We start from the raw sequence: 21,848 nt of genomic DNA, 5'->3' as shown, positions 1-21,848 counted from the left end.
CAACGAACCGCACATCCAGAACGAACCGCACAGCCAGCGGAACGCTAAAAGGCCGGGCCACCCAACTTGTCGCCCGCGGCGGCCAGCCGACCCCACAGCAGGTCCGCCAAGGCGCGGACCAACTCCGCCCGGGCGCAGGGGCGTTCCCCCAGCCACCAGTCGCCCGCGGCATGCATCATGCCGACGATCCCGTGGCCCCAGACACGCGCGAGCTGCTGGCTGTCCGGGCCGAGATCGACGCGCTCCTCGATGACCTCGGCGAGCTCCTCGCCCATGCGGCGCAGCAGGGGAGCGGAATGCTGCCCGGCGTCGAAGCCCTGGTCGCTCTGCGGGCCGCCCTCGGACGGATGCATCAGGAAGCGGTACACCTGCGGGCGTGCCTCGATCGCCGCGAGGTAGGTGTCGAGCGTGGCCTCGACCCGCTCCCGGCGCTCGGCCGGTGCGTCCAGGGCCGCGCGCAGCGCTCCGAGGAGGGCGTCCGTGTGCCGCTTGGCGAGGGCCGCGTACAGTCCACTCTTGTCGCCGAAGTGGCGGTACAGAATCGGCTTGGTGATGCCCGCCTCCGCCGCGATGGCGTTCATCGACGCACTGGGGCCGTCGCGGAGCACCACCCGGTCGGCGGCCTCCAACAGCTCGCGCCGTCGCCGGTCGGCGGACCTCTGTTGGTCGGTCCGCTGCGTGGTGTCCATGTGCTCTCCCCACCCGTGCTTGTTCGGTGACGCCTGCGCAACGTAACACCCGCACACGATTCTGCCTCGAACGGGCTGCCGAGCGGGAACGGGGAGTTGACATTTCCTACCAGCCGGTAACAAGCTACGGTTACCGCAAGTAACACGTGAGTGCAGCGCTGGAGGGGACATGGCCGAGTTCACCATGGAGCTCAACGACGAACAGAAGGAGGTCCGGGACTGGATCCACGGGTTCGCCGCTGACGTCATCCGCCCCGCGGCCGCCGAATGGGACGAGCGCGAGGAGACTCCCTGGCCGGTCATCCAGGAGGCCGCCAAGGTCGGCATCTACTCCCTGGACTTCTACGCCCAGCAGTACTTCGACCCCACCGGCCTCGGCATACCCATGGCGATGGAGGAGCTGTTCTGGGGCGACGCGGGCATAGCCCTGTCGGTAGTCGGCACCGGCCTCGCCGCGGTGGGCGTCCTCGCCAACGGCACCGAGGAGCAGATCGGTACCTGGATCCCCCAGATGTACGGCGATGCCAACGATGTCAAGGTCGCCGCCTTCTGCTCCTCCGAGCCCGACGCCGGTTCCGACGTCGCCTCGATGCGTACGCGTGCCGTGTACGACGAGGCCAAGGACGAGTGGGTGCTCAACGGCACGAAGACCTGGGCGACCAACGGCGGCATCGCCAACGTCCATGTCGTGGTCGCGGTGATCGACTCCGAGCTGGGGTCCAAGGGCCACGCGTCCTTCATCATCCCGCCGAACACCCCCGGTCTGTCCCAGGGCCAGAAGTTCAAGAAACACGGCATCCGCGCCTCGCACACCGCCGAGGTCGTACTGGAGGACGTTCGCGTTCCCGGCTCCTGCCTGCTCGGCGGCAAGGAGAAGCTCGACGAGCGCCTCGCCCGCGCACGCGAGAGGGTCAGGGCCGGTGGCGGCGAGCGGCTGAAGAACGCGGCGATGGCCACGTTCGAGGCGTCCCGCCCGGCCGTCGGCGCCATGGCGGTCGGCACCGCCCGGGCCGCCTACGAGGTCGCCCTCGACTACGCCAAGACGCGTTCGCAGTTCGGCCGCCCGATCATCGACAACCAGGGTGTCGCCTTCCAGCTGGCCGATATGCGTACGTCCATCGACGCGGCGCGGCTGCTCGTGTGGCGCGCCTCCTGGATGGCGGTCAACGGGAAGCAGTTCACCTCGGCCGAGGGCTCGATGTCGAAGCTCTTCGCCAGCGAGACGGCGAAGAAGGTCACCGGGCAGGCGATCCAGATTCTCGGCGGCAACGGGTATACCCGGGAGTACCCGGTCGAGCGGATGCATCGGGATGCGGCCATCTACACGATCTTTGAGGGCACGAGTGAGATCCAGCGGTTGGTGATCGCGCGCACCCTGTCAGGAATGCCGATCCGCTAGCGCCCCTTCAGGGGCGCGGGGAACTGCGCGACCAGCCACACACGACCCGCAGCCTGCCGACAACAGGAAATCACCGGTGTTTCAGAGGTGTGAGCTGCTCGATGTCGTACCGCGAGCGCAGCTCCTCGATTGCGTCGTGGTCCGGTGGGCCGCCCGCGTCCAGGATCTCCAGCAGCTCCTCGAAATACCGCTCGTGATCCGGTGGCGGGGACGCCTGGAAGAACATCTTGGCCGGATCCCCCGTGGGATTGGCGAACGCGTGCGGGCAACCGGGCGGTACGACGATCACCGTGCCCGGCGTCGCCCGTACCACCTGGTTGCCCGAACCCGACTGCCAGCGCTGCCAGTTGTCGGGCGTGCGGACGAGTGGCTCGAAGGCGAGCACGTCCAGCTCGCCTTCGAGCACGTAGAACAGCTCCTCGCTGCGCGAGTGGACGTGCGCGCCGACGTCGAAGCCCGGCGGGACGACGACCTCGAAGCTGGACGCCGTCCGGGAGTGCGTGCCGGTCACCTTGAAGGTCACGTGCTGGGCCGGGGTACGGACCGTACGACCGTGACCGGGCGGGACCAGCAGGCCCTCGGGCGGCGGCGTGAGCGCGGTCACCAGGTGACGGGCAGGGCCTCGGGCCCGCGGATCAGCGCGCCGCGCCGCCACGGCACCTCGTCCTCCGAGACCGACAGACGCAGCGTCGGGATCCGGTCCAGGAGCGTGTTCACGATCAGCTCCTGCTCCATACGGGCCAGCATGCCGCCCACGCAGTAGTGCGGACCGTGCCCGAACGCCAGGTGCGGGTTGGTGTCGCGCTCGAAGTCGATCCGGTCGGGGTCCGGGAAGACCTCCGGGTCACGGTTGGCGGCCAGGTACGAGACGTAGATCGGGTCGCCCTTGCTGATCCTTACGCCCCTGAGCACCACGTCCTCCGTGGCGATGCGGGACAGGCCGACGGCGTTGCGGTGCGGGATGTACCGCAGCAGTTCGTCGAGGGCCCCCGGGCGCAGCTCCGGCTCGTCGCGCAGCCGGTCGAAGAGGGCGGGCCGGGTGAGAAGGACGTACAGCATCTGGCCCGTGTTGTTCGTCACGGCCTCGCCGCCGATCTGGATCGGGCCCGCGAGTGCCATCGCCTCCTCCTCGGTGATGTCGCCCCGGCCCACCGCCGCGCCCAGCAGCGAGGTCACGTCCTCGCCGGTCGCGCCGCGCCGCTCGGCGATCAGCTTGGCGAAGTACGCCTCCATGTCCCGCTTGGCCTGCTCGCTGACCTTCGCCCCCTGGGAGGAGGAGAGGATCGCCTGCGTCCATGTGTGGAGCGTGTGCCGGTCGGTGGCCGGGACGCCCATGAGCTCGCAGATGACGGTGATCGGGAACGGGGCCAGGACACGGTCGATGAGGTCGGCGGGCGGTCCGTCCCGCAGCATCTCGTCCACCATCCCCTCAAGCGTCTGCTGGGCGTTGGCGCGCAGCCGCTCGATACCGCGCGTGGTGAACGCGGCGTTCACCGCCCTTCGCAGACGGCCGTGGTCGGGCTTGTCGACGAAGTTCATCGCGCTCGACTGCGGGATGAAGTGCGGTGCCAGCCGGGTGACTTCGCGGCCGATCACCCCCGCGCGGCTGAACCGGGGGTCGTTCGTGACCAGCCGTACGTCCTCGTAGCGCGTGACCAGCCAGGCCCAGCCCTCGCCGTTGGGCAGCTGGATCCGGTTGATGGGGCCCTCGCGCATCAGCTCGGACAGGACGGGGTCGAAGTCGACCCCCGTCAGGTCCAGGGCCGGCCAGTGCCGTACCGGAGGCGCCGCCGTCGTCTCTTCGCTCATGGTCATGTCATGCCGTTTCTTCGTCTGAACGGTGCCAGCGGCCCAGGGCCATCTCGGCCGTGATCCCCGGCCCGAAGCCGGCGAGCAGTCCGCGTGCCTGATGGTGGGAGCCGCCCTCGTCGAACAGCCGGCGCAGCGCGTCCAGGACGACGGCGCTGGCGATGTTCCCGTACTCGGTGAGCGTCGCCCGGCTGAACCGGAAGGCCTCCGGTGCCACTTGGAGGAACGTGCTGAGGTCGTCGAGGATCCGCGGACCACCGGCGTGGATGATGTAGAAGTCCAGGTCGGAGGCGTCCCAGCCGTGCAGACCCGCCAGGTCCTGCAGCGCCGGGGCGAGCGGCTCCATCGTGGTCGGCACCCGCTTGTCCAGCAGGAAGTGGAAGCCGGTGGCCCGGACGTCGTACATGATCCAGTCCTCGGTCTTGGGGATCAGGTACGAGCCGTTGCGCTCCAGGCGGATGCCCTCGCCGCCCCGTCCGCGGACGACGGCCGCGGCTATCCCGTCCCCGAAGAGGCCGTTGCACAGCAGCGAGCCGACGCCCAGGTCGGTCGGCTGGTAGCACAGCGAGCAGAACTCGCAGGCCACGATGAGGGCGTTGGCCTCGGGGTAGGCCGTGCAGAAGTCGTGCGCCCGGTTGATCGCCGCGCCCCCGGCGGCGCAACCGAGCTGCGCTATCGGCAGCTGGCGCGTGTCGCTGGAGAACTCCATGGAGTTGATCAGCCAGGCCGTCAGCGAGGGCATCATGAAGCCCGTGCACGAGACGTAGATGATCACGTCGATGTCGGCGGCCAGGACCCCCGCGTCGTCGAGCGCCCGCTGGACGACCGCCGGCACCCGGGCCTTCGCCTCGGCCTCGTAGACCTTGTTGCGCTCCTCGAAGCCCGGGTGCTTCAGGGTTTCCTCGATGGGCTGCACGATGTGCCGCGTGCGTACGCCGGTGTTCTCGATCAGCCGGAGCGCGAGCGGCAGCTGGGGGTGATCGGGATGACGGGAGCGCGCCAGCTCCAGCGTCTCCTCCATCGTGATCACGTATTCCGGAACGGACACCGCGGGTCTGCACAAAGTCGCCATGTGCCTGCGCCTTCTCTCGCCCGCCGGGAACTCCCTCTCCTCGGCGGAAGGGTGGTTCCACCACGATCACCCGGCGGGGCGCGGATATCGCGCCGGATTACTCCAGATCGGGGACCCCGGGGTCGGCGTGGCACTCTGGTCGCAGGGTCAGCGAGTCAGCCGAACCGAAGGAGTACGCGATGACGCGGACGGCCAGGGAACTGCTGGAGAGCACCACCGGAAAGCTCGCCCCCGACCCCCACGCCAACCGTCTCCTCCCGCTGATCGCCCGGGGCGCGGCCCGCCGCGACACGCTCGCGGCCCTCGCCCTCGAACAGCGCCATGTCATCGCAGCGGACCGCCGCGCGTTCCTCCACCTGGCCGAACGGTCGGCGGCGGAGGGAACGACCGCCGGCCCCGAGTGCGCGGCCTTCTTCGGCATGCTCGCGGAGGGCGAGACGCTGGCCCAGGACCGGCTAGGGGCGTACGCGGCGGCCTGCGGCGTGGACACGGCACGGGAGGCGGCGTACGAGCCCCTCGCCGACTGCCAGGCCTACCCCGCGTACGTCGCCTGGCTGGCCCTGAACGGCTCACCGGCCGAGGTGGTCCTCGCCCTCAGCGCCAACTTCGCGGCCTGGGGCGGCTATTGCGCCACGATCGCCGACTCCCTGCGCGACCACTACGGCTTCGACGATGCCTCTTGTGGCTTCTTCGACTTCTTCGCCGAGCCGTCACCCGAGCTGGAGCAGCGAGCCTTGTCGGCCGTGCAGGCAGCCCTCGACGCGGGGAGGATCGATGAGGGCCGGGTCCACCGGTATGGCGGCTTGCTGCAGGCCGCCGAGACGCGGTTCTGGCACACCTTGTGGGAGCAGGACAACCGTGCCCCGTAGGGGCGCGGGGAACTGCGCGACCAGCCACAACGAGCCCGCAGCGTTCAGACGACCTGCAAACTCCTAGCCGGACGCACTCCCACTGCTGTGCGCAATGCACGCCACATCAATCCGGTCGGCAAGCTTCGCAAGCTCGATCGTGAGCGCGGCGACGGTGTCCTCGTCGAGCCCGTCCTGCCCCGCTTCCACAAGATGCAGCCACCGACCACCCATCGTTCGCAGGAGCTTGCTCACGTCGGCCGCGGAAACCTGCAAGGTACCGCGGTCGTCGACGATCAGAGGCAGGGTCACTTCGCGGTTCACAGTGGGGATCGTAGCTCCGGAACGCTCACGCTCCGTGCCATACGGTGGTGATGTTGCAGAACTCTCGGATTCCGTGTCCCGACAGCTCACGCCCGTAACCGGACCTCTTCACCCCGCCGAACGGGAACGCCGGGTGGGAGGCCGTCATCCCGTTGACGTACACGCCGCCCGCCTCCAGATCGCGTACGAAACGGTCGATCTCGGTCTCGTCGCGGGTCCAGACGTTGGAACTCAACCCGAACGGCGTGTCGTTGGCGATCGCCACGGCCTCGTCGAGATCGGCGGCGCGGTAGAGCGTCGCCACCGGTCCGAAGGCCTCCTCCAGGTGGATGCGCATCTCGGGGGTGATGTCGGCGAGGACGGTCGGCGGGTAGTACCAGCCGGACCCGTCGGGACGCTCGCCGCCGCACAGGACGGTCGCGCCGCTCTCGACGGCGTCGTCGACGAGTTCCTCCAGGTCGCCGCGGCCCTGTTCGGTGGAGAGCGGGCCGACGTCCGTGTTCTCGTCCAGGGGGTCGCCCACCGTCAGGGCCTTCATGCCCGCGGTGAAGCGCTCGGCGAAGGCGTCGAAGACGTCCGTGTGCACGATGAACCGCTTGGCGGCGATGCACGACTGTCCGTTGTTCTGGACGCGGGCCGTCACGGCGATCTGCGCCGCCCGGTCGACGTCAGCCGACGGCATCACCACGTACGGGTCGCTGCCGCCGAGCTCCAGGACCGTCTTCTTGACCTCGTCCCCGGCGACGGAGGCGACCGCGCGGCCCGCCGGTTCGCTGCCGGTCAGGGTGGCCGCCTTGACCCGCGGATCGCGCAGGATGTCCTCGACCGCGCCCGAGCCGATGAGCAGTGTCTGGAAACAGCCCTCCGGGTAGCCCGCCCGGCGGAACAGGTCCTCCAGGTAGAGGGCGGTCTGCGGGACGTTCGAGGCGTGCTTGAGCAGGCCGACGTTGCCCGCCATCAGCGCGGGCGCGGCGAAGCGGATCACCTGCCAGAGCGGGAAGTTCCACGGCATGACCGCCAGGACCGGGCCGAGCGGGCGGTAGCGCACGAGGACGCGGGAGGCGCCGGAGTCCTTGGCGTCGGACGGGTCGCCCTCCTCGTCGGCGAGGAGTTCCTCGGCGTGGTCGGCGTACCAGCGCATCGCCTTCGCGCACTTGGCGGCCTCCGCGCGGGCCTGTTTGACCGGCTTGCCCATCTCCGTCGTCATCACGCGGGCGATGTCCTGCGCGTCGCCTTCCAGGAGGTCGGCGGCTCGGTGCATCAGCGTTGAGCGCTCCGCGAACGGGGTTGTGCGGTGGGTGTGGAAGGCGGCCTCGGCGGCCGCGAGGCGGCGTTCGATCTCCTCGGGGCCCAAGGCGTCGTAGGTCTTGAGCGTCTCGCCGGTTGCCGGGTTCACGGTGGCGATGGGCATGGCTGTGACCTCCTGAAGCAGAGTGTGCCTTCGACCCTCTCGCTGGGTGGGAGGTGTCGCAACGTGTGGTACTCAAAGCGCGGGCCGTATGTGGCTGGTCGCGCAGTTCCCCGCGCCCCTGACGGGGCGCGCCTGCCTGCACGCGTGCCCTTGGAGCTAGCCCGTATGCCCTTCGAGGCGGTCCAGGAACGTTGCCTGGGCCTTGACCAGCAGAGCCCGTGCCCGGTCCAGGTCAAGCCACTCCACTCTGTCCAGTTCCGGGAACTCCTGGATGCGGCCCGAACCCCGCGGCCACTCCATCGTGAAGGTGCCGGGGGTCACCGTCGTGACGTCCAGGTCCGCCTCGATGGCCCAGACCGTGACGATCTTGCCGTTCGTCTGGGTGACCTCGCCGAGGGGGATGGGGTCGCCGTCGGGAGACGGGAGGCCCAGTTCCTCCTGGAACTCCCGGCGTGCCGCGTCCCAGGCGGGTTCGTCGGGCTCGTACTCGCCCTTCGGTACGGACCAGGCGCCGGCGTCGCGGCGGGCGAAGAACGGGCCGCCCATGTGGCCCAGGAGTACCTCGACGCCGTGGTCGGTGCGGCGGAACAGGAGCAGGCCCGCGCTGCGTTTCGGGGTGGCGGTCACGGCGTGACCTCCGGGTGGGCGGCGAGCAGGGTTTCCACGCTGTCGGCCTGCTCCGGGGTCTTGTCCTCGCGGTAGCGGACGACCCGGGCGAAGCGGAGGGTGACGCCCGCCGGGTAGCGCGTCGAGCGCTGCAGACCGTCGTACGCGATCTCGACGACGAGTTCGGGACGGACGGTCACGACCCAGCCGTTGTCCTCGATCGCGAGTTCCTGGAGTCGCTCGGTCTGCCAGGCCAGCAGCACGTCCGTCAGACCCTTGAAGGTCTTGCCCAGCATGGCGAAGGAACCGTCCGGATTGCGGGCGCCCAGATGCAGGTTGGAGAGCTTGCCGGTGCGCCGCCCGTGGCCCCACTCGGCGGCCAGCACGACCAGGTCCAGGGTGTGTACGGGTTTGACCTTCAGCCAGGAGGCTCCGCGGCGGCCGGCGCTGTAGGGGGCGTCGAGGCCCTTGAGCACGACACCCTCGTGGCCGCGCTTCAGCGTGTCGGCGAGGAACTGTTCGGCGGCGGCCCGCGCCCGCGCGTCCGCCGGGTCGGCCACGAGAGTGCGTCGTACGCGCATCGGCTCGGGGACCAGACGGGCCAGCTCGGCGTGGCGCTCCGCGAACGGCAGATCGAGCAGGTCGCGGCCGTCCACGGAGAGCGCGTCGAAGAAGACGGGGGAGACGGGGACGGCCTCGGCGGCCGTGGCGACGTCCACGCGGGAGCCCACGCGGCCGGCGATGTCCTGGAACGATCGCGGCCGCCCGCCCTCGTCGAACGCGATGACCTCACCGTCGAGGATGAAGTGCTCGCCCTTCAACTCCCGTGCGGCGGAGGTGAGTTCGGGCAGTCGGTCCGTGATGTCGTCCAGCGTGCGGGTGTAGAGGCGTACGTCGTCGCCGTCGCGGTGGACCTGGACGCGGATGCCGTCCAGCTTCTCCTCGACCGCGCACGCGCCGAGCTTGTCGATCGCCTCGGTGACCGACGAGGCGCTGTGCGCGAGCATCGGCTGGACGGGGCGGCCGACGGTGAGCCGGAACTCGGCGAGCGACTCCGGCCCGTCGGCGAGGAGCCGCTCCGCCACGGTCTGGAGCGAGCCCGCCAGCATCACCGCACGCCGTACGTCGGCGGAGGGCGCGCCCGTCGCCTGGGCGAGGCCCTCCACGGCGACGGCGTCCAGGGCACCCTGACGCACCTCCCCGCCGATCAGCCCGAGCAGGAACCGCTGCTCGGGCTCGGTGCACGCACCCATCAACTCGCCGACCAGCCGAGCCCGTTCAGCCTGGGAGCCGGTGCCGGAGACCTGGCCGAGCTCCGTGAGGCGGGCGTCCACCTCCCGCACGGTCAGCGTGGGCTCCGCGGCGGGCGGTACGGGTGTGCTGAGGATCTTCCAGCCGATCCCGAGCCGCCCTTGGGGGAGGCGGCCCGCCAGATACGGGATGACGATCGGCACGTCGTCCGCCTCGGCGTCCCGGAACAGCTCCGCGAGCAGAGCCGTCTTCCGGGACCGCGCCGAGGTGGCGGCGACCTCCTGGGACACACGGGCGAGCCGGTGCAGCAGCATGCAGCCATGGTGCAACGGAGGCGCCCGATCCACACCCGCACGACGGGGTCTTCGGGCCCCTCGTGGACCCGTGGGTTGCGGTCCAGGGCCCCGGCCTGGCCCGGGGGCGTACGGCCCGGGGCCCCGGGCTACGCGCGCACGGCCGCGTCCCGCGTCCCGGGTGTCCCACGTGGCCACGGCTCGGGCCTGCGCTCGCGCCCGCGTCTGCGTCTGCGAGGCCGGCCTGGCCCGGGGTCGCAGGCCTCGGGCCCCGGGCCGTACGCGCACGGCCGCGTCCCGCGTCCCGGGTGCCCCACGTGGCCACGGCTCGGGCCTGCGCCCGCGCCCGCGTCTGCGTCTGCGAGGCCGGCCTGGCCCGGGGGTGCAGGGCCCCGGCCCCCCCCGGCTATGCCCGCACGGCCGCGTCGAGGTCCGTGAAGAGCAGTTCTCCGTTGATCGTGGCTCCCGCCCGGTAGCCGCCGCTCGCCGCGTTCACCACCTGCTCGCCGAAGCCGATCGCGTTGCCCGCCGCCCAGACGCCGGGCACGCTGGTCAGACCCGTCGGGTCGACCACGGCGTACGTGCCGAACGGTGTCTCCTGCAGCTCGGCGCCGAGCCGCTCCAGGAGGCCGGTGCGCGGGATCGCCCGGGGCGCGACGAACAGGACCGAGCGCTCGTGCGTCGTGCCGTCCGCCAGCCGGATCCCGGTGAGCCGGTCGTCGTCGACGATCAGTCCGGCGACCTCGCCCGGCACCACGTCGACCCCGGCCGCGGCGAGCCTGCGCAGATCCTCGTCCGCGAGTTCATCCTCGGCGACCGTGTGCAGGAAGAGGGTCACGTCCTTCGACCACTGGGAAACCATCAGCGCCTGGTGGACGCCCATGGGGGTCGTGGCGAGCACGCCGAAGGCCTGGTCCCGTACCTCCCAGCCGTGGCAGTAGGGGCAGTGCAGCACGTCCCGCCCGAAGCGCTCGGCGACCCCCGGCACCTTCGGCAGTTCGTCCGCGAGGCCGGTGGCGACGACCAGCCGGCGCCCGTGCACCGCACGCCCGCCTTCGAGCGTCACGTCGAACTCCCCGTCCGCGTCCTTGGCCACGTCCACCGCCCGGTCCCGGACGAGTTCGACGCCGTAGCGTGCGATCTCCTCGCGTCCCACGGCGAGGAACTCCGCCGGAGACATGCCGTCCCGCGACAGATAGCCCTGCATGTGTGCGGCGGGCGCGTTGCGCGGCTCGCCCGTGTCGATCACGAGCACACTCCGCCGTGCGCGTCCCAGGACGAGCGCGGCGGACAGTCCGGCCGCGCCGCCTCCGACGACGACCACTTCGTACCTATCGGTCATGGTGACCACCTCCACTGAGAAGGTCGCCCACCTCCTGCCGGATTGACAAATGTCTTTGCCGAAACTGCAATGAGGAGATGAGCGAGCGCCACGAGCACCAGAGGCACGAGGAGACCGGCGCGGACACCGGCGCGGACACCGGCACCGATACCGATGCCGACACCGACGACGTCCTCGCGGAGGTCGGACCGCGGCTGCGCCGCATCCGCAAGGAGCGGGGTGCCACCCTCGCGGGGCTGTCCTCCGCCACCGGAATCTCCGTGAGCACCCTGTCCCGCCTGGAGTCCGGGCTGCGCAAACCCAGCCTGGAGCTGCTGCTGCCCATCGCCCGGGCCCACCAGGTGCCCCTCGACGAACTCGTCGGGGCCCCACAGGTGGGCGACCCCCGCATCCGCGCGGCGAAGCCCATCGTCATGCACGGCCGTACGCACTGGCCGCTCACCCGCCAGCCCGGCGGCCTCCAGGCCTACAAGGTGCTCGAACCGCGGCGGAAGCAGGAGCCGGACCCGCGGACGCACGAGGGCTACGAGTGGCTGTACGTGCTCTCCGGGCGGCTGCGCCTGGTGCTCGGCGAGCACGACGTCGTACTCGGCCCGGGGGAGGCCGCCGAGTTCGACACGCGTGTGCCCCACTGGTTCGGGTCGACGGGGGAGGGGCCGGTGGAGTTCCTGAGCCTCTTCGGGCGGCAGGGGGAGCGGATGCACGTACGGGCGCGCCCGAAGCGGCGTGGCGAAGACGACTGACAACGGCCTACGCGGAGTGTTCCCAGGCGGGCAAGCGACCGCTTAGTATGCAATCGACACCGGCTGAGGCGCCCCTGAGGTGCGAACAAATCAGACACAGTCCCGTGGAGGCTCCGCATGCAGGCATGGCAAGTGCACGAGATCGGCGAGCCGGGCGAGGTGATGCGGCTTGAGGACGTGGCGCGGCCCACGCCCGGTGACGGCCAGGTCCTGCTCAAGGTGCGCGCCGCGAACATCAACTTCCCGGACGCCCTGATGTGCCGCGGGCAGTACCAGGTCAGGCCGCCCCTGCCGTTCACGCCGGGCGTGGAGATCTGCGGCGAGACCGAGGACGGGCGGCGCGTCATCGCCAACCCGGCGCTGCCGTACGGCGGCTTCGCCGAGTACGCCGTCGCGGACGCCGCCGCTCTCCTGCCCGCCCCCGACGCACTGGACGACGCCGAGGCCGCCGCGCTGCACATCGGCTACCAGACGGGCTGGTTCGGACTGCACCGGCGGGCTCGTCTGGAGGCCGGCGAGACGCTGCTCGTCCACGCTGCCGCCGGAGGGGTCGGCAGCGCGGCCGTGCAGCTCGGGAAGGCCGCGGGCGCCAAGGTCATCGGTGTCGTGGGCGGCGCCGACAAGGCGGCCGTCGCCCGTGAGCTGGGCTGTGACGTCGTCGTGGACAGGCGTGCCGAGGACGTCGTAGCCGCCGTGAAGGAGGCCACCGGAGGCCGGGGCGCCGACGTGATCTACGACCCCGTCGGGGGCGACGCCTACACGCAGTCCACCAAGGTCGTGGCCTTCGAGGGCCGCATCGTGGTCGTGGGCTTCGCGAGCGGCAGCATCCCGAGCCCGGGCCTCAACCACGCGCTGGTGAAGAACTACTCGATCCTGGGCCTGCACTGGGGCCTCTACAACACCAAGGACCCGAAGCTGGTCCTGCGCTGCCACGAGGAGCTCACCGAGCTGGCCGCCCGGGGCGGGATCAAGCCGCTCGTCAGCGAGCGCGTGCCGCTGGGCGGGGCCGCCGCCGCGGTGCAGCGGGTCGCCGACGGCGTCACCACCGGCCGGGTCGCCGTGGTGCCCTCCCTCGACGAGAACGGAGTCGTCGCATGACCGACGCCGCGAGCAGGAGCGGGGCGATCGACGCCGCCGAACTGCGCCGCCGCACCCAGGAGTTGCTGGCCGTGCACCCGGTCGCCGACACCGACCGGGTGGACTTCCTCAAGGCCCGCTTCGACGCCGGACTCGCCTGGGTGCACTACCCGCAGGGCCTCGGCGGGCTCGGTGCGCCGCGTTCCCTCCAGGCCGTCGTGGACGCCGAGTTGGAGGCCGCGGGCGCGCCCGACAACGACCCGCGGCGCATCGGCATCGGCCTCGGCATGGCCGCGCCGACGATCCTCGGATACGGCACCGAGGAGCAGAAGAGCCGCTTCCTCAGGCCTCTTTGGGTCGGCGAGGAAGTCTGGTGCCAGCTGTTCAGCGAGCCCGGCGCGGGGTCCGACCTGGCAGCGCTCGGCACGCGGGCCGTCCGGGACGGCGAGGACTGGGTGGTCAACGGGCAGAAGGTGTGGACGTCCAGCGCCCACCTCGCCCGCTGGGCCATCCTCATCGCCCGTACCGACCCGGACGCGCCCAAGCACCGCGGCATCACGTACTTCATCTGCGACATGACCGACCCCGGTGTCGAGGTGCGGCCGCTGCGCCAGATCACCGGTGAGGCCGAGTTCAACGAGGTGTTCCTCACCGACGTCCGCATCCCCGACGCGCACCGCCTCGGCGAGGTCGGCGACGGCTGGCGGGTCGCGCAGACCACGCTCATGAACGAGCGCGTCTCCATCGGCGGCATGCGCATCCCGCGCGAGGGCGGCATGATCGGCCCGGTCTCCAGGACCTGGCGCGAGCGCCCCGACCTGCGCACCCACGATCTGCACCAGCGGCTGCTCACGCTGTGGGTCGAGGCCGAGGTCGCACGGCTCACCGGCGAGCGCCTGCGCCAGCAGCTCGTCGCGGGCCAGCCGGGCCCCGAGGGCTCCGGCATGAAGCTCGCGTTCGCCCGCCTCAACCAGGAGATCAGCGGCCTTGAGGTCGAACTCCTCGGCGAGGAGGGCCTGTTGTACGAGGACTGGACGATGCGCCGTCCCGAACTCGTCGACTTCACCGGCCGCGACGCCGGCTACCGCTACCTCCGCTCCAAGGGCAACAGCATCGAGGGCGGGACCAGCGAGGTCCTGCTGAACATCGTCGCCGAACGCGTGCTGGGCCTGCCCTCCGAGCCGCGCACCGACAAGGACGTCGCCTGGAAGGACCTGGCCCGATGAGCGCCCCCGACCTGCTGTACTCGGAAGAGGAAGAGGCGCTGCGCGCCGCCGTCCGCGACCTCCTCGCGGACCACTGCGACGCGCCGGGCGTCATCGCCCGCACGGAGTCGGACCGGCCCCACGACCCCGAGTTGTGGAAGGCCCTCTCGGACGGCATGGGTCTCGCGGGCCTCCTCGTCCCCGAGGCACAGGGCGGCCAGGGTGCCACGCACCGCGAAGTCGCCGTCGTCGTAGAGGAGTTGGGCCGCGCGGTGGCCCCCGTCCCGTATCTGACGAGTGCCGTCGTCGCCACCGAGGCGCTGCTCGCGTGCGGTTCCGACGAGGCCGCCGAGCTGCGCACCGCCCTCGCGTCCGGCCGCACGATCGGCGCACTCGCGGTGGCGCTGTCCGCTGGGCCCGGGGCGCCCTACAAGTCCGTACGCCATGAAAACGGCACTCTGCACGGGGAGTTGACCGGGATCGCTGACGCGGTCGCCGCGGACGTGCTGCTCGTGCCCGCGGAGGACGGCGGGCTGTACGCCGTGGAGGCCGGTGCCGATGGCGTCACGGTCACCCCGCAGGTCTCCCTCGACCTGACCCGGCCGGTCGCCACCGTCTCCTTCGACGGGGCCCCGGCGCGCCTTCTCACCCCGGACGCCGCACCGGCCGTACGGCGTGCTCTGCGGGCCGGAGCCGGACTGCTCGTCTCGGAGCAACTCGGCCTCGCCGACTGGTGTTTGACGGAGACGGTCCGCTATCTGAAGGAGCGCAAGCAGTTCAACCGTCCGGTCGGCGGCTTCCAGGCGCTCAAGCACCGGCTCGCCGCGCTGTGGCAGGAGGTCGTGGGCACGCGCGCCGCGGCGCGCAACGCCGCCGACGCGCTGGCCGCCGGGAGCCCGGACGCCGATGTGGCGGTCGCCGTCGCCCAGGCCTACGCGTCGCCTGTCGCGGTGCACGCGGCCGAGGAGGCTGTCCAGCTGCACGGCGGTATCGGTATGACCTGGGAGCACCCGGTCCACCTCTACCTGAAGCGCGCCAAAGCCGACTCGATCGCGTACGGCACCGCGGGCGCCCACCGGGAGGCACTGGCCGGCCTGGTGGACCTCCAAGCTCCCTGACCTCGCCCTGATCCCCTCCCGTCGATGGCACGAAGGCCCGCTCCGACCCCCCGGACAGGAGCGGGCCTTCGCTTTACCAACCTCCCCCATCATGCATAATTGCGAACTGTTCGCAATAACTATTGATCTTCATTAGGGGTGGGGGCGGCATGAGGGCCCGATCGATACGAGGTATGGGCGCCCTGGCGACGGCCGCCGCTCTGGCGACCGTCGCCTCAGCGTGTTCGGCGCCCGGCGAGGGGAAGAGTGGGGCCGCGGCGACCTCGGCCGTCGTCGGCATCGCCTATGAACCGGAGACCCTGAGCCCGCTCCTCGGCTTCGGCAAGGACGGCAACTCCAAGATCTTCGACGGGCTGCTCACCCACGACGCCGACCTGAAGCTGAAGCCCGCGCTCGCCGCCGCGCTGCCGAAGGTGAGCGACGACGGACGCACGTACACCTACGCGCTGCGCGAGGGCGTGAGGTTCAGCGACGGGAAGCCGTTCACCGCGAAGGACGTCGTCTTCACCTACGAGACGATCCTCGACGAGAAGACCAACAACGCCTCCAAGGGCGAGCTCGACGCGATCGAGAGCGTCGAGGCCAAGGGCGACGACACGGTCGTCTTCCGGCTCAAGTACCCCTACGCGCCCTTCGCGGAGCGCACGGTGCTGCCCATCGCGCCCGAGCACATAGCCGGCGGCCAGGACGTCAACACGGGGGCGTTCGGATCGAAGCCCGTCGGCACCGGGCCCTACAAGCTTGCCAAGTGGTCCAAGGGCGAACAGCTCGTCCTCGAAGCCAACTCCGGCTACTGGGGCGGACCTCCGAAGATCGAGCGCTTCACCATGGCGATCATCAAGGACGACGACGTACGCGCCACCCGGCTGCGCTCCGGCGACCTCGACGGCGCGATCCTCCCGCCCAACCTCGCCAAGGCATTTAAGGGCTCGGGCCAGAAGACGTACGCGGCCAAGAGCTTCGACTACCGCACGGTCACCCTGCCGACCGGCAACAAGGTCACCGGGAACACCGCCGTGCGCCGCGCCCTCGACATCGCCGTCGACCGGAAGGCCATGGTCGACGGCATCCTCGAAGGCGCCGGCAAGGTGGCCCACGGACCCGTCCCGACGGACAGTGAGTGGTTCACCGAGGGCACCGAGCGGACGTACGACCCGAAGAAGGCGCGGACGGTCCTCGACGCGGCCGGCTGGAAGCCCGGCAAGGACGGCATCCGCGCGAAGGACGGCGTCCGCGCGAGCTTCCCGCTCTGGTACGTCTCCGGCGACAAGCTCCGCCAGGACCACGCCCTCGCGTACGCCTCCGACGCCAAGAAGATCGGCGTCGAGGTCAAGGTGCAGGCGGGCACCTGGGAGGTCATCGAGCCGCGCATGCCCAAGGACGCGGTGCTCGCGGGCGGCGGCTCACCGGCCGACCCCGACTTCGACCAGTACCCGCTCCTCAGGTCCGACCTCGCGGGCGACGGCTTCAACAACATGGGCTGGTACGACAACGCCACCGTCGACCGCGCCCTGAAGACCGGCCGCGAGAGCGGCGACCCGGCCGAGCGCAAGGCCGCCTACGACACCGTGCAGCGCGAGCTGGTGAAGAACCCCGGCTACACCTTCCTGACCCACATCGACCACCTCTACGTGGTCGACGACCGCTTCGGCGACCTGACCACGCAGGTCGAACCGCACGACCACGGGCTTGCGGCGGGCCCCTGGTGGAACGTCGAGGACTGGCGGCCGTGAGCCGTCCGCCGTGGGGTCCCATGGCGCGACTGGCGGGACGGCGGGCCCTGTTCGCCGTCCCCGTCCTCGGGATCGTCACGTTCGGGGTCTTCGCGATCGCCGCGGCCTCCCCGTTCGACCCCGTCAAGGCGTACGCGGGCACGGCCGGACTCAGCGCCTCGCAGGACACCCTCGACCAGCTGCGCGCCAACCTCGGTGCCGACGAACCTCTCGTCACCCGGTGGTGGAACTGGCTGGCGTCCGCCGTGCGGGGCGACCTCGGTGACTCCAGCGCCCTGCGGCAGCCGGTCGCCGACGTGATTGCCGAACGCGTCGGCTGGTCGGTGCTGCTGGCCTCCACGGCCTTCCTCGTGGCCGTCCTGCTGGGCGGCCTGCTCGGCGTCCTCGCCGCGCGCCGGCCGGGCGGCTGGACCGACAGGGCCGTCACCTCGCTCGCGTACACCCTGGAGGCCGCGCCGCCGTTCTGGCTCGGCCTGCTGGTGATGTGGTTCTTCGCCCTGAAGCTGGGTGTACTGCCCGCCGGCGGCCTGACGGACACCGGCAGCACGGTCGTCACGGCCGACCAGGTCGTACGCCATCTCGTGCTGCCCGCAGGCGTGTTGGCCCTCTCCCAGCTGCCGTGGTTCGTGCTGTACGTCAGACAGGGGGTCGGCGACGCGCTCCAGGAGGACCCCGTACGGGGCGCACGCGCGCGTGGACTCGCCGAGCGCACCGTCCTGTTGGGGCACGCCCTGCGCTCCGGAATGCTGCCGGTGCTCACGCTCATCGGCTCGCGCGTGCCCGAACTCATCACCGGCGCACTGCTCGTGGAGACCGTCTTCAGCTGGCCCGGCATCGCCGCGGCGACCGTCGAGGCCGCCACCGCCGTCGACTTCCCGCTGCTCGCCGCACTGACCGTGCTCGCCACGATCGCCGTGCTGGTGGGGAACCTTCTCGCGGACCTGCTGTACGGGCTCGCGGACCCGAGGGTGGGCTTCGATGGCTGAGACGACCAAGACCACTGGGGTGACAGGGGCTTCGGGGGCGACCGAGGCCGTCGAGACAGCCACGGTGTGGCGCACGCGCGCGGTCGTACGGCGTTCCACGCGTGCGTGGCGGGTGCGCGGCTCGGCTGCGGTCGTGGCCGTGATCGTGCTGGCCGTGCTCCTCGTGCCGCCCTTCGTCCAGCTCGACCAGCAGGCCGTGGACCTGGCCGCCAAGCTCCAACCGCCCTCCCTGGCCCACCCGTTCGGGACCGACGACGTGGGGCGGGATCTGCTGCTGCGCTGTGTCTACGGGCTGCGGGTCTCGCTCCTGGTCGGAGTGGTGGCGGCCGTCGTGTCCACCGTGGTCGGCACTGCCGTCGGCGCGGTCGCGGGTGCGTTCGGGGGATGGGCCGACCGGCTGGTGATGCGGCTCGTGGACGTGTTCGCTTCCGTGCCGCACCTGCTCCTCGGCATCTTCATCGTCGCCATGTTCCGGCCCGGGGTGTGGCCGGTCGTCGTCTCGGTGGCGCTCACCCACTGGCTGTCGACGGCCCGGATCGTCCGCGCGGAGATCCTCTCGCTGCGCTCCCGGCCGTACGTCGACGCCGCCATCTCGGGCGGCGCCTCGCGCTACCGGGTCGCGGTACGGCACCTGTTGCCCGGCGTGCTGCCCCAGGCCGGGCTCGCCGCCGTCCTCATGGTGCCGCACGCCGTCTGGCACGAATCCGCCCTGTCCTTCCTCGGGTTGGGGCTGCCCACCCATCAGGCCAGCCTCGGCACGCTGGTGCAGAGCGCGCGCGGCTCGCTGCTCGCCGGGGACTGGTGGCCCACGCTCTTCCCGGGGCTGTGTGCCGTCGCCGCCACCCTCGCCATCGCGGGGCTCGCGGGCGCCTGGCGCGAACGGCTCAACCCGCGAAGCCGATCGGAGCTGATGCTGTGACACCGGAAGCCGATGGCGGCGCGAACATCCTGGCGGTACGGGGGCTCTCCGTGCGTTTCCGGATGCGCTACCGGGCGTACGTACGGGCCGTCACCGACGTCTCCTTCGACCTCGTGGCGGGGGAGTGCCTGGCCCTCGTCGGCGAGAGCGGCTGCGGCAAGTCGGTGCTCGCCTCCGCCCTGTTGGGCCTGTTGCCCGGCAATGCGTCGGTCGCGGGTTCGGCGCTGCTCGGCGGCGACGGGCTCGACCTGCTGGCCGCGGACGAGCGGCTGCTCGCCCGGGAGGTCCGCGGGCGGCGCGTCGGGCTCGTACCGCAGAGTCCCGCGGCCCACCTCACGCCGGTGCGGACCGTACGGTCCCAACTTGCCGAGGCTGTACGGGAGTTGACCGGGGCTTCCGGCGAGAGTGTGGCAGCCGCCGCGGAGCGGGCCGCGTTCCCCGTGGACCATCTCGACCGCTACCCGCACGAGTTGTCCGGCGGGCTCGCCCAACGGGCCGCCACCGCGCTGGCCCTCGTCGGAGACGCGCCCCTGCTGCTCGCCGACGAGCCGACCACCGGGCTCGACCGCGACCTCGTCGAGCGGACGGTCGACGAACTCCGTCGCCACACCGGCGACCATCGCGCCCTGCTGCTGATCACCCACGACCTGGCGGCGGCCGAGCGGATCGCCGACCGGGTCGCCGTGATGTACGCGGGACGCGTGGTGGAGATCGCCGACGCGGCCGAGTTCTTCGGTGCGCCGGGGCCGCGGCATCCGTACGCACGCGGTCTGCTCAACGCCCTTCCCGAGCGGGAGTTCACGCCGATCCCGGGCATGCCGCCGGAACTCGGCGCACTCCCGGACGGGTGCGCCTTCGCCGCGCGGTGCGGTCGGGTGAGCGAGGCGTGCGGTGTCCTGCCGGAGTTCGTGGCGGGTGTGGCCTGCCATCACGTGGGTCACCTGGATCAGGTGGAGGTGGCGCGTGCGTGACCGGGAGCCGCACATGCACTTTCGGGAGGTTGCGCGTGCTTGAGCTGCGGTCCATCACGGCCGGGTACGACCGGCGTGCCCCCGTCGTCCGCGAGGTCTCGCTGACCGTGGGTGCCGGGGAGGCCGTGGGGCTCCAGGGGCCCAGCGGCTGCGGCAAGTCCACGCTGGCCCGGGTCGCCGCGCTGCTGCACCGGCCCGACTCCGGCGAGGTCGTCATGGACGGCGAGCCGGCCCGCGGCTGGCGTCATCGCGCGCCGCGCGCCCAGCGCACCGCCTTCGGGGTCGTCTTCCAGCAGCCACGCCTCTCGGCGGACCCCCGCCTGCGGCTCGCCGACCTGATCGCCGAGCCGCTCCGGGCCACCGGGCAAACAGTCGACGGCGTACGGGAGTTGGCCGAAACCGTGGGGCTCGGAGCGGACCTGCTGGGCCGCCGGCCGCACGAGGTCAGCGACGGGCAGCTGCAGCGGGCCTGTCTCGCCCGGGCGCTCGCGCTGCGGCCGCGCTGGCTCGTCTGCGACGAGATGACGGCGATGCTCGACGCCTCGACCACGGCCGCGCTGGTCGGCGTCGTGGAGGCGTACCGGCGGGAGAGCGGGGCCGGACTGCTGGCCGTCGGGCACGACCGGGTGCTGCTGGAGCGGTGGTGCGACCGGACCGTCGCGTGGGCCGAGTTGACCTCGGTGTGAACGTCCGCCGGAGGCCGTCGGGCGAAGTGAACGCACAGCGGCAGTCCGGCCAACTCCCCGCACGGCCCTGCTCCTTGAGCCCCGCGAGGACCGATACTCGCTGAGGCCCATAAGGCACTCTCAGGGAGGCAGACATGGCCCTCACCACCCGTCGCAGAGCCCTCACCACCCTCGCCGCCGCGGTGGCGGGCAGCGTCGCCGTGCCCGCGTACGCGCAGGCGACCGAGGGTGGACACCGGCCGCGCCCGCTGTGGCGCGCCCACGCGCACAACGACTACCTCCACCCCCGGCCCCTCCTCGACGCGCTCGACCACCGCTTCGGGAGCGTCGAGTCGGACATCTTCCTCGTCGGGAAGCAACTGCTGGTGGCCCACGACCCGGTCGAGCTCGACCCGACCCGGACGCTGGAATCCCTCTACCTCGCCCCCCTCGCCGCCCGGGTGAAGGCCAACCGCGGCTCGGTGTACCGGGGGCAGCGCAAGCCGGTCCAGCTGCTCATCGACATCAAGACCGAGGGCGCGTCCACGTACCTGGAGCTGGACCGCCAACTGCGCCGCTACCGGCACCTGTTCACGACGTACGCCCATGGCCGGGTCTACCCCGGCGCGGTGACGGCCGTGATCTCCGGCGACCGTGCGGCGCGTGTCCCGATGGAGGCGCAGACCGTGCGGCGGGCCTTCTACGACGGCCGCCTCCTCGACCTGCTGGCCCCCGTCCCCGCCCCGGCCTCCTTCATCCCGCTGATCAGCGACAACTGGACGCTCAACTTCACCTGGCAGGGCGTCGGCACGTTCCCCGAGGTGGAGCGGCAGAAGCTGCGCGGCATCATCGCGGCGGCGCACTCCCGTGGGCAGAAGGTCCGCTTCTGGGCCACCCCCGATCTGGCGGGCCCCGCCCGGGACGCGGTCTGGGGCGAACTCCTCGCCGCCGACGCCGACTACATCAACACCGACGACCTCGCGGGTCTCGAAGCGTTCCTGGACGCGCACCGGTAGGTCCACGAGCGGCGTAGCCCGGAGATCACCGACCGACGGGCGTAGCCCAGCGCTTTCACGCGCAGTCAACACACGTTCGGCGGACACGTCAGCCGCCCGGACGAACCCCCCGCTACGCCACACTTGCGGCCGAAAGCCGCGGTGTGGGCGTGGCGGAGGAGGTTGACGATGGCCATTTCCATCTCTGTGGTCCTGTTGCTCTTGATTCTTGCGGTGGTCTTCCTCCGCAACGGCGCGCTGAAGCTCTCGCACGCCGTGGTCTGTGTGCTGCTCGGCTTCTATCTCGCGAGCACGAGCATGGCGCCGACCATCCACAACGGGCTCACGGCGACCGCCGACGTCGTCAGCAGCCTCAGGCCGTGAGCCCGCGG

General features: G+C 71.4%; 22 protein-coding genes. 13 read left to right on the top strand and 9 right to left on the bottom strand.

The genetic code is table 11. The features are described from left to right. Window positions 1-44: 44 nt before the first annotated feature. Window positions 45-689: a TetR family transcriptional regulator gene (locus ACFWXQ_RS21135; protein ID WP_143642952.1), complete on the bottom strand. Its 645-nt coding sequence runs from the start codon at window positions 687-689 to the stop codon at window positions 45-47. 169 nt (window positions 690-858) lie between these two features. On the opposite strand from ACFWXQ_RS21135, the gene ACFWXQ_RS21130 reads away from it, so the two are divergent. Next, entirely contained in the window at window positions 859-2,088 is a 1,230-nt protein-coding gene (locus ACFWXQ_RS21130; RefSeq protein WP_383952555.1) for an acyl-CoA dehydrogenase family protein, read from the top strand. A gap of 70 nt (window positions 2,089-2,158) precedes the next feature. Here ACFWXQ_RS21130 and ACFWXQ_RS21125 read toward each other — a convergent pair whose 3' ends face one another. The 3 genes from ACFWXQ_RS21125 to ACFWXQ_RS21115 are packed head-to-tail and all read right to left on the bottom strand — an operon-like array spanning window position 2,159 to window position 4,969. Continuing rightward, on the bottom strand, window positions 2,159-2,692 hold the full coding sequence (locus ACFWXQ_RS21125) for a cupin domain-containing protein (protein ID WP_383952553.1): 534 nt from the start codon (window positions 2,690-2,692) through the stop codon (window positions 2,159-2,161). Next, a complete protein-coding gene (locus tag ACFWXQ_RS21120) occupies window positions 2,689-3,897 on the bottom strand; it encodes a cytochrome P450 (protein WP_383952557.1) in 1,209 nt (402 codons plus the stop codon). Before ACFWXQ_RS21120 ends, ACFWXQ_RS21125 begins: the two co-directional genes overlap by 4 nt. A 7-nt stretch (window positions 3,898-3,904) precedes the next feature. Further along, a complete protein-coding gene (locus tag ACFWXQ_RS21115; protein ID WP_383952551.1) occupies window positions 3,905-4,969 on the bottom strand; it encodes a type III polyketide synthase in 1,065 nt (354 codons plus the stop codon). A gap of 179 nt (window positions 4,970-5,148) precedes the next feature. On the opposite strand from ACFWXQ_RS21115, the gene ACFWXQ_RS21110 reads away from it, so the two are divergent. After that, window positions 5,149-5,838 (top strand): transcriptional regulator, encoded by a 690-nt coding sequence (locus ACFWXQ_RS21110; protein WP_383952549.1) that lies wholly within the window; start codon window positions 5,149-5,151, stop codon window positions 5,836-5,838. Between the two features lie 63 nt (window positions 5,839-5,901). Here the strand turns inward: ACFWXQ_RS21110 and ACFWXQ_RS21105 are convergent, their stop codons facing one another. The 5 genes from ACFWXQ_RS21105 to ACFWXQ_RS21085 all read right to left on the bottom strand — a co-directional run bounded on the left by ACFWXQ_RS21105 (window position 5,902) and on the right by ACFWXQ_RS21085 (window position 11,044). Beyond that, window positions 5,902-6,141 carry a DUF6213 family protein gene (locus ACFWXQ_RS21105; protein WP_055617065.1) on the bottom strand — a complete coding sequence of 80 codons (240 nt, stop codon included), beginning with the start codon at window positions 6,139-6,141 and terminating at the stop codon, window positions 5,902-5,904. Between the two features lie 25 nt (window positions 6,142-6,166). Next, on the bottom strand, window positions 6,167-7,552 hold the full coding sequence (locus ACFWXQ_RS21100) for an NADP-dependent succinic semialdehyde dehydrogenase (protein WP_383952547.1): 1,386 nt from the start codon (window positions 7,550-7,552) through the stop codon (window positions 6,167-6,169). A gap of 156 nt (window positions 7,553-7,708) precedes the next feature. Next, complete coding sequence (locus ACFWXQ_RS21095) at window positions 7,709-8,179, bottom strand: NUDIX domain-containing protein (RefSeq protein ID WP_383952545.1); 471 nt, start codon at window positions 8,177-8,179, stop codon at window positions 7,709-7,711. Then, the gene (locus ACFWXQ_RS21090; RefSeq protein WP_383952543.1) at window positions 8,176-9,723 is read right to left on the bottom strand and encodes an ATP-dependent DNA ligase; all 1,548 of its coding nucleotides are present in this window, start codon (window positions 9,721-9,723) and stop codon (window positions 8,176-8,178) included. The genes ACFWXQ_RS21095 and ACFWXQ_RS21090 overlap by 4 nt, the downstream gene beginning before the upstream one ends. A 385-nt stretch (window positions 9,724-10,108) precedes the next feature. Beyond that, window positions 10,109-11,044 (bottom strand): NAD(P)/FAD-dependent oxidoreductase, encoded by a 936-nt coding sequence (locus ACFWXQ_RS21085; RefSeq protein ID WP_383952541.1) that lies wholly within the window; start codon window positions 11,042-11,044, stop codon window positions 10,109-10,111. 77 nt (window positions 11,045-11,121) lie between these two features. On the opposite strand from ACFWXQ_RS21085, the gene ACFWXQ_RS21080 reads away from it, so the two are divergent. The 11 genes from ACFWXQ_RS21080 to ACFWXQ_RS21030 all read left to right on the top strand — a co-directional run bounded on the left by ACFWXQ_RS21080 (window position 11,122) and on the right by ACFWXQ_RS21030 (window position 21,840). Continuing rightward, on the top strand, window positions 11,122-11,787 hold the full coding sequence (locus ACFWXQ_RS21080; RefSeq protein WP_383952539.1) for a helix-turn-helix domain-containing protein: 666 nt from the start codon (window positions 11,122-11,124) through the stop codon (window positions 11,785-11,787). A 117-nt stretch (window positions 11,788-11,904) separates the two neighbouring features. Beyond that, on the top strand, window positions 11,905-12,885 hold the full coding sequence (locus ACFWXQ_RS21075; protein ID WP_383952537.1) for an NADPH:quinone oxidoreductase family protein: 981 nt from the start codon (window positions 11,905-11,907) through the stop codon (window positions 12,883-12,885). Beyond that, entirely contained in the window at window positions 12,882-14,090 is a 1,209-nt protein-coding gene (locus ACFWXQ_RS21070; RefSeq protein ID WP_383952535.1) for an acyl-CoA dehydrogenase family protein, read from the top strand. Before ACFWXQ_RS21075 ends, ACFWXQ_RS21070 begins: the two co-directional genes overlap by 4 nt. Further along, on the top strand, window positions 14,087-15,187 hold the full coding sequence (locus ACFWXQ_RS21065) for an acyl-CoA dehydrogenase family protein (RefSeq protein WP_383952533.1): 1,101 nt from the start codon (window positions 14,087-14,089) through the stop codon (window positions 15,185-15,187). Before ACFWXQ_RS21070 ends, ACFWXQ_RS21065 begins: the two co-directional genes overlap by 4 nt. Before the next feature lie 149 nt (window positions 15,188-15,336). Then, window positions 15,337-16,920, top strand: coding sequence for an ABC transporter substrate-binding protein (locus ACFWXQ_RS21060; RefSeq protein WP_383955297.1), 1,584 nt, complete (start codon window positions 15,337-15,339; stop codon window positions 16,918-16,920). A gap of 20 nt (window positions 16,921-16,940) precedes the next feature. After that, window positions 16,941-17,906, top strand: coding sequence for an ABC transporter permease (locus ACFWXQ_RS21055; RefSeq protein WP_383955308.1), 966 nt, complete (start codon window positions 16,941-16,943; stop codon window positions 17,904-17,906). After that, on the top strand, window positions 17,899-18,825 hold the full coding sequence (locus ACFWXQ_RS21050; protein ID WP_383955300.1) for an ABC transporter permease: 927 nt from the start codon (window positions 17,899-17,901) through the stop codon (window positions 18,823-18,825). Before ACFWXQ_RS21055 ends, ACFWXQ_RS21050 begins: the two co-directional genes overlap by 8 nt. A 62-nt stretch (window positions 18,826-18,887) precedes the next feature. Further along, window positions 18,888-19,796 carry an ABC transporter ATP-binding protein gene (locus ACFWXQ_RS21045; RefSeq protein ID WP_383955311.1) on the top strand — a complete coding sequence of 303 codons (909 nt, stop codon included), beginning with the start codon at window positions 18,888-18,890 and terminating at the stop codon, window positions 19,794-19,796. Between the two features lie 35 nt (window positions 19,797-19,831). Then, window positions 19,832-20,482 (top strand): ABC transporter ATP-binding protein, encoded by a 651-nt coding sequence (locus ACFWXQ_RS21040; RefSeq protein WP_383955303.1) that lies wholly within the window; start codon window positions 19,832-19,834, stop codon window positions 20,480-20,482. 134 nt (window positions 20,483-20,616) lie between these two features. Continuing rightward, window positions 20,617-21,477, top strand: coding sequence for a phosphatidylinositol-specific phospholipase C/glycerophosphodiester phosphodiesterase family protein (locus ACFWXQ_RS21035; protein ID WP_383955305.1), 861 nt, complete (start codon window positions 20,617-20,619; stop codon window positions 21,475-21,477). Between the two features lie 168 nt (window positions 21,478-21,645). Next, window positions 21,646-21,840 carry a hypothetical protein gene (locus ACFWXQ_RS21030; RefSeq protein ID WP_055611237.1) on the top strand — a complete coding sequence of 65 codons (195 nt, stop codon included), beginning with the start codon at window positions 21,646-21,648 and terminating at the stop codon, window positions 21,838-21,840. Window positions 21,841-21,848: the final 8 nt, after the last annotated feature.

It is taken from the genome of Streptomyces sp. NPDC058697 (genome assembly GCF_042715345.1).
GTDB lineage: Bacteria > Actinomycetota > Actinomycetes > Streptomycetales > Streptomycetaceae > Streptomyces > Streptomyces liliifuscus.
The sequence above is the reverse complement of the archived record's forward strand: the minus strand, read 5'-3'. Positions and strand labels throughout refer to the sequence as shown.

Excerpts from the sequence above, each read along its gene's own strand:
- ACFWXQ_RS21135 (WP_143642952.1), bottom strand. The coding sequence starts at position 689 with ATGGACACCACGCAGCGGACCGACCAACAGAGGTCCGCCGACCGGCGA.
- ACFWXQ_RS21130 (WP_383952555.1), top strand. The coding sequence starts at position 859 with ATGGCCGAGTTCACCATGGAGCTCAACGACGAACAGAAGGAGGTCCGG.
- ACFWXQ_RS21120 (WP_383952557.1), bottom strand. The coding sequence starts at position 3,897 with ATGAGCGAAGAGACGACGGCGGCGCCTCCGGTACGGCACTGGCCGGCC.
- ACFWXQ_RS21115 (WP_383952551.1), bottom strand. The coding sequence starts at position 4,969 with ATGGCGACTTTGTGCAGACCCGCGGTGTCCGTTCCGGAATACGTGATC.
- ACFWXQ_RS21110 (WP_383952549.1), top strand. The coding sequence starts at position 5,149 with ATGACGCGGACGGCCAGGGAACTGCTGGAGAGCACCACCGGAAAGCTC.
- ACFWXQ_RS21100 (WP_383952547.1), bottom strand. The coding sequence starts at position 7,552 with ATGCCCATCGCCACCGTGAACCCGGCAACCGGCGAGACGCTCAAGACC.
- ACFWXQ_RS21090 (WP_383952543.1), bottom strand. The coding sequence starts at position 9,723 with ATGCTGCTGCACCGGCTCGCCCGTGTGTCCCAGGAGGTCGCCGCCACC.
- ACFWXQ_RS21085 (WP_383952541.1), bottom strand. The coding sequence starts at position 11,044 with ATGACCGATAGGTACGAAGTGGTCGTCGTCGGAGGCGGCGCGGCCGGA.
- ACFWXQ_RS21080 (WP_383952539.1), top strand. The coding sequence starts at position 11,122 with ATGAGCGAGCGCCACGAGCACCAGAGGCACGAGGAGACCGGCGCGGAC.
- ACFWXQ_RS21075 (WP_383952537.1), top strand. The coding sequence starts at position 11,905 with ATGCAGGCATGGCAAGTGCACGAGATCGGCGAGCCGGGCGAGGTGATG.
- ACFWXQ_RS21070 (WP_383952535.1), top strand. The coding sequence starts at position 12,882 with ATGACCGACGCCGCGAGCAGGAGCGGGGCGATCGACGCCGCCGAACTG.
- ACFWXQ_RS21065 (WP_383952533.1), top strand. The coding sequence starts at position 14,087 with ATGAGCGCCCCCGACCTGCTGTACTCGGAAGAGGAAGAGGCGCTGCGC.
- ACFWXQ_RS21060 (WP_383955297.1), top strand. The coding sequence starts at position 15,337 with ATGAGGGCCCGATCGATACGAGGTATGGGCGCCCTGGCGACGGCCGCC.
- ACFWXQ_RS21055 (WP_383955308.1), top strand. The coding sequence starts at position 16,941 with ATGGCGCGACTGGCGGGACGGCGGGCCCTGTTCGCCGTCCCCGTCCTC.
- ACFWXQ_RS21050 (WP_383955300.1), top strand. The coding sequence starts at position 17,899 with ATGGCTGAGACGACCAAGACCACTGGGGTGACAGGGGCTTCGGGGGCG.
- ACFWXQ_RS21045 (WP_383955311.1), top strand. The coding sequence starts at position 18,888 with ATGCGCTACCGGGCGTACGTACGGGCCGTCACCGACGTCTCCTTCGAC.
- ACFWXQ_RS21035 (WP_383955305.1), top strand. The coding sequence starts at position 20,617 with ATGGCCCTCACCACCCGTCGCAGAGCCCTCACCACCCTCGCCGCCGCG.
- ACFWXQ_RS21030 (WP_055611237.1), top strand. The coding sequence starts at position 21,646 with ATGGCCATTTCCATCTCTGTGGTCCTGTTGCTCTTGATTCTTGCGGTG.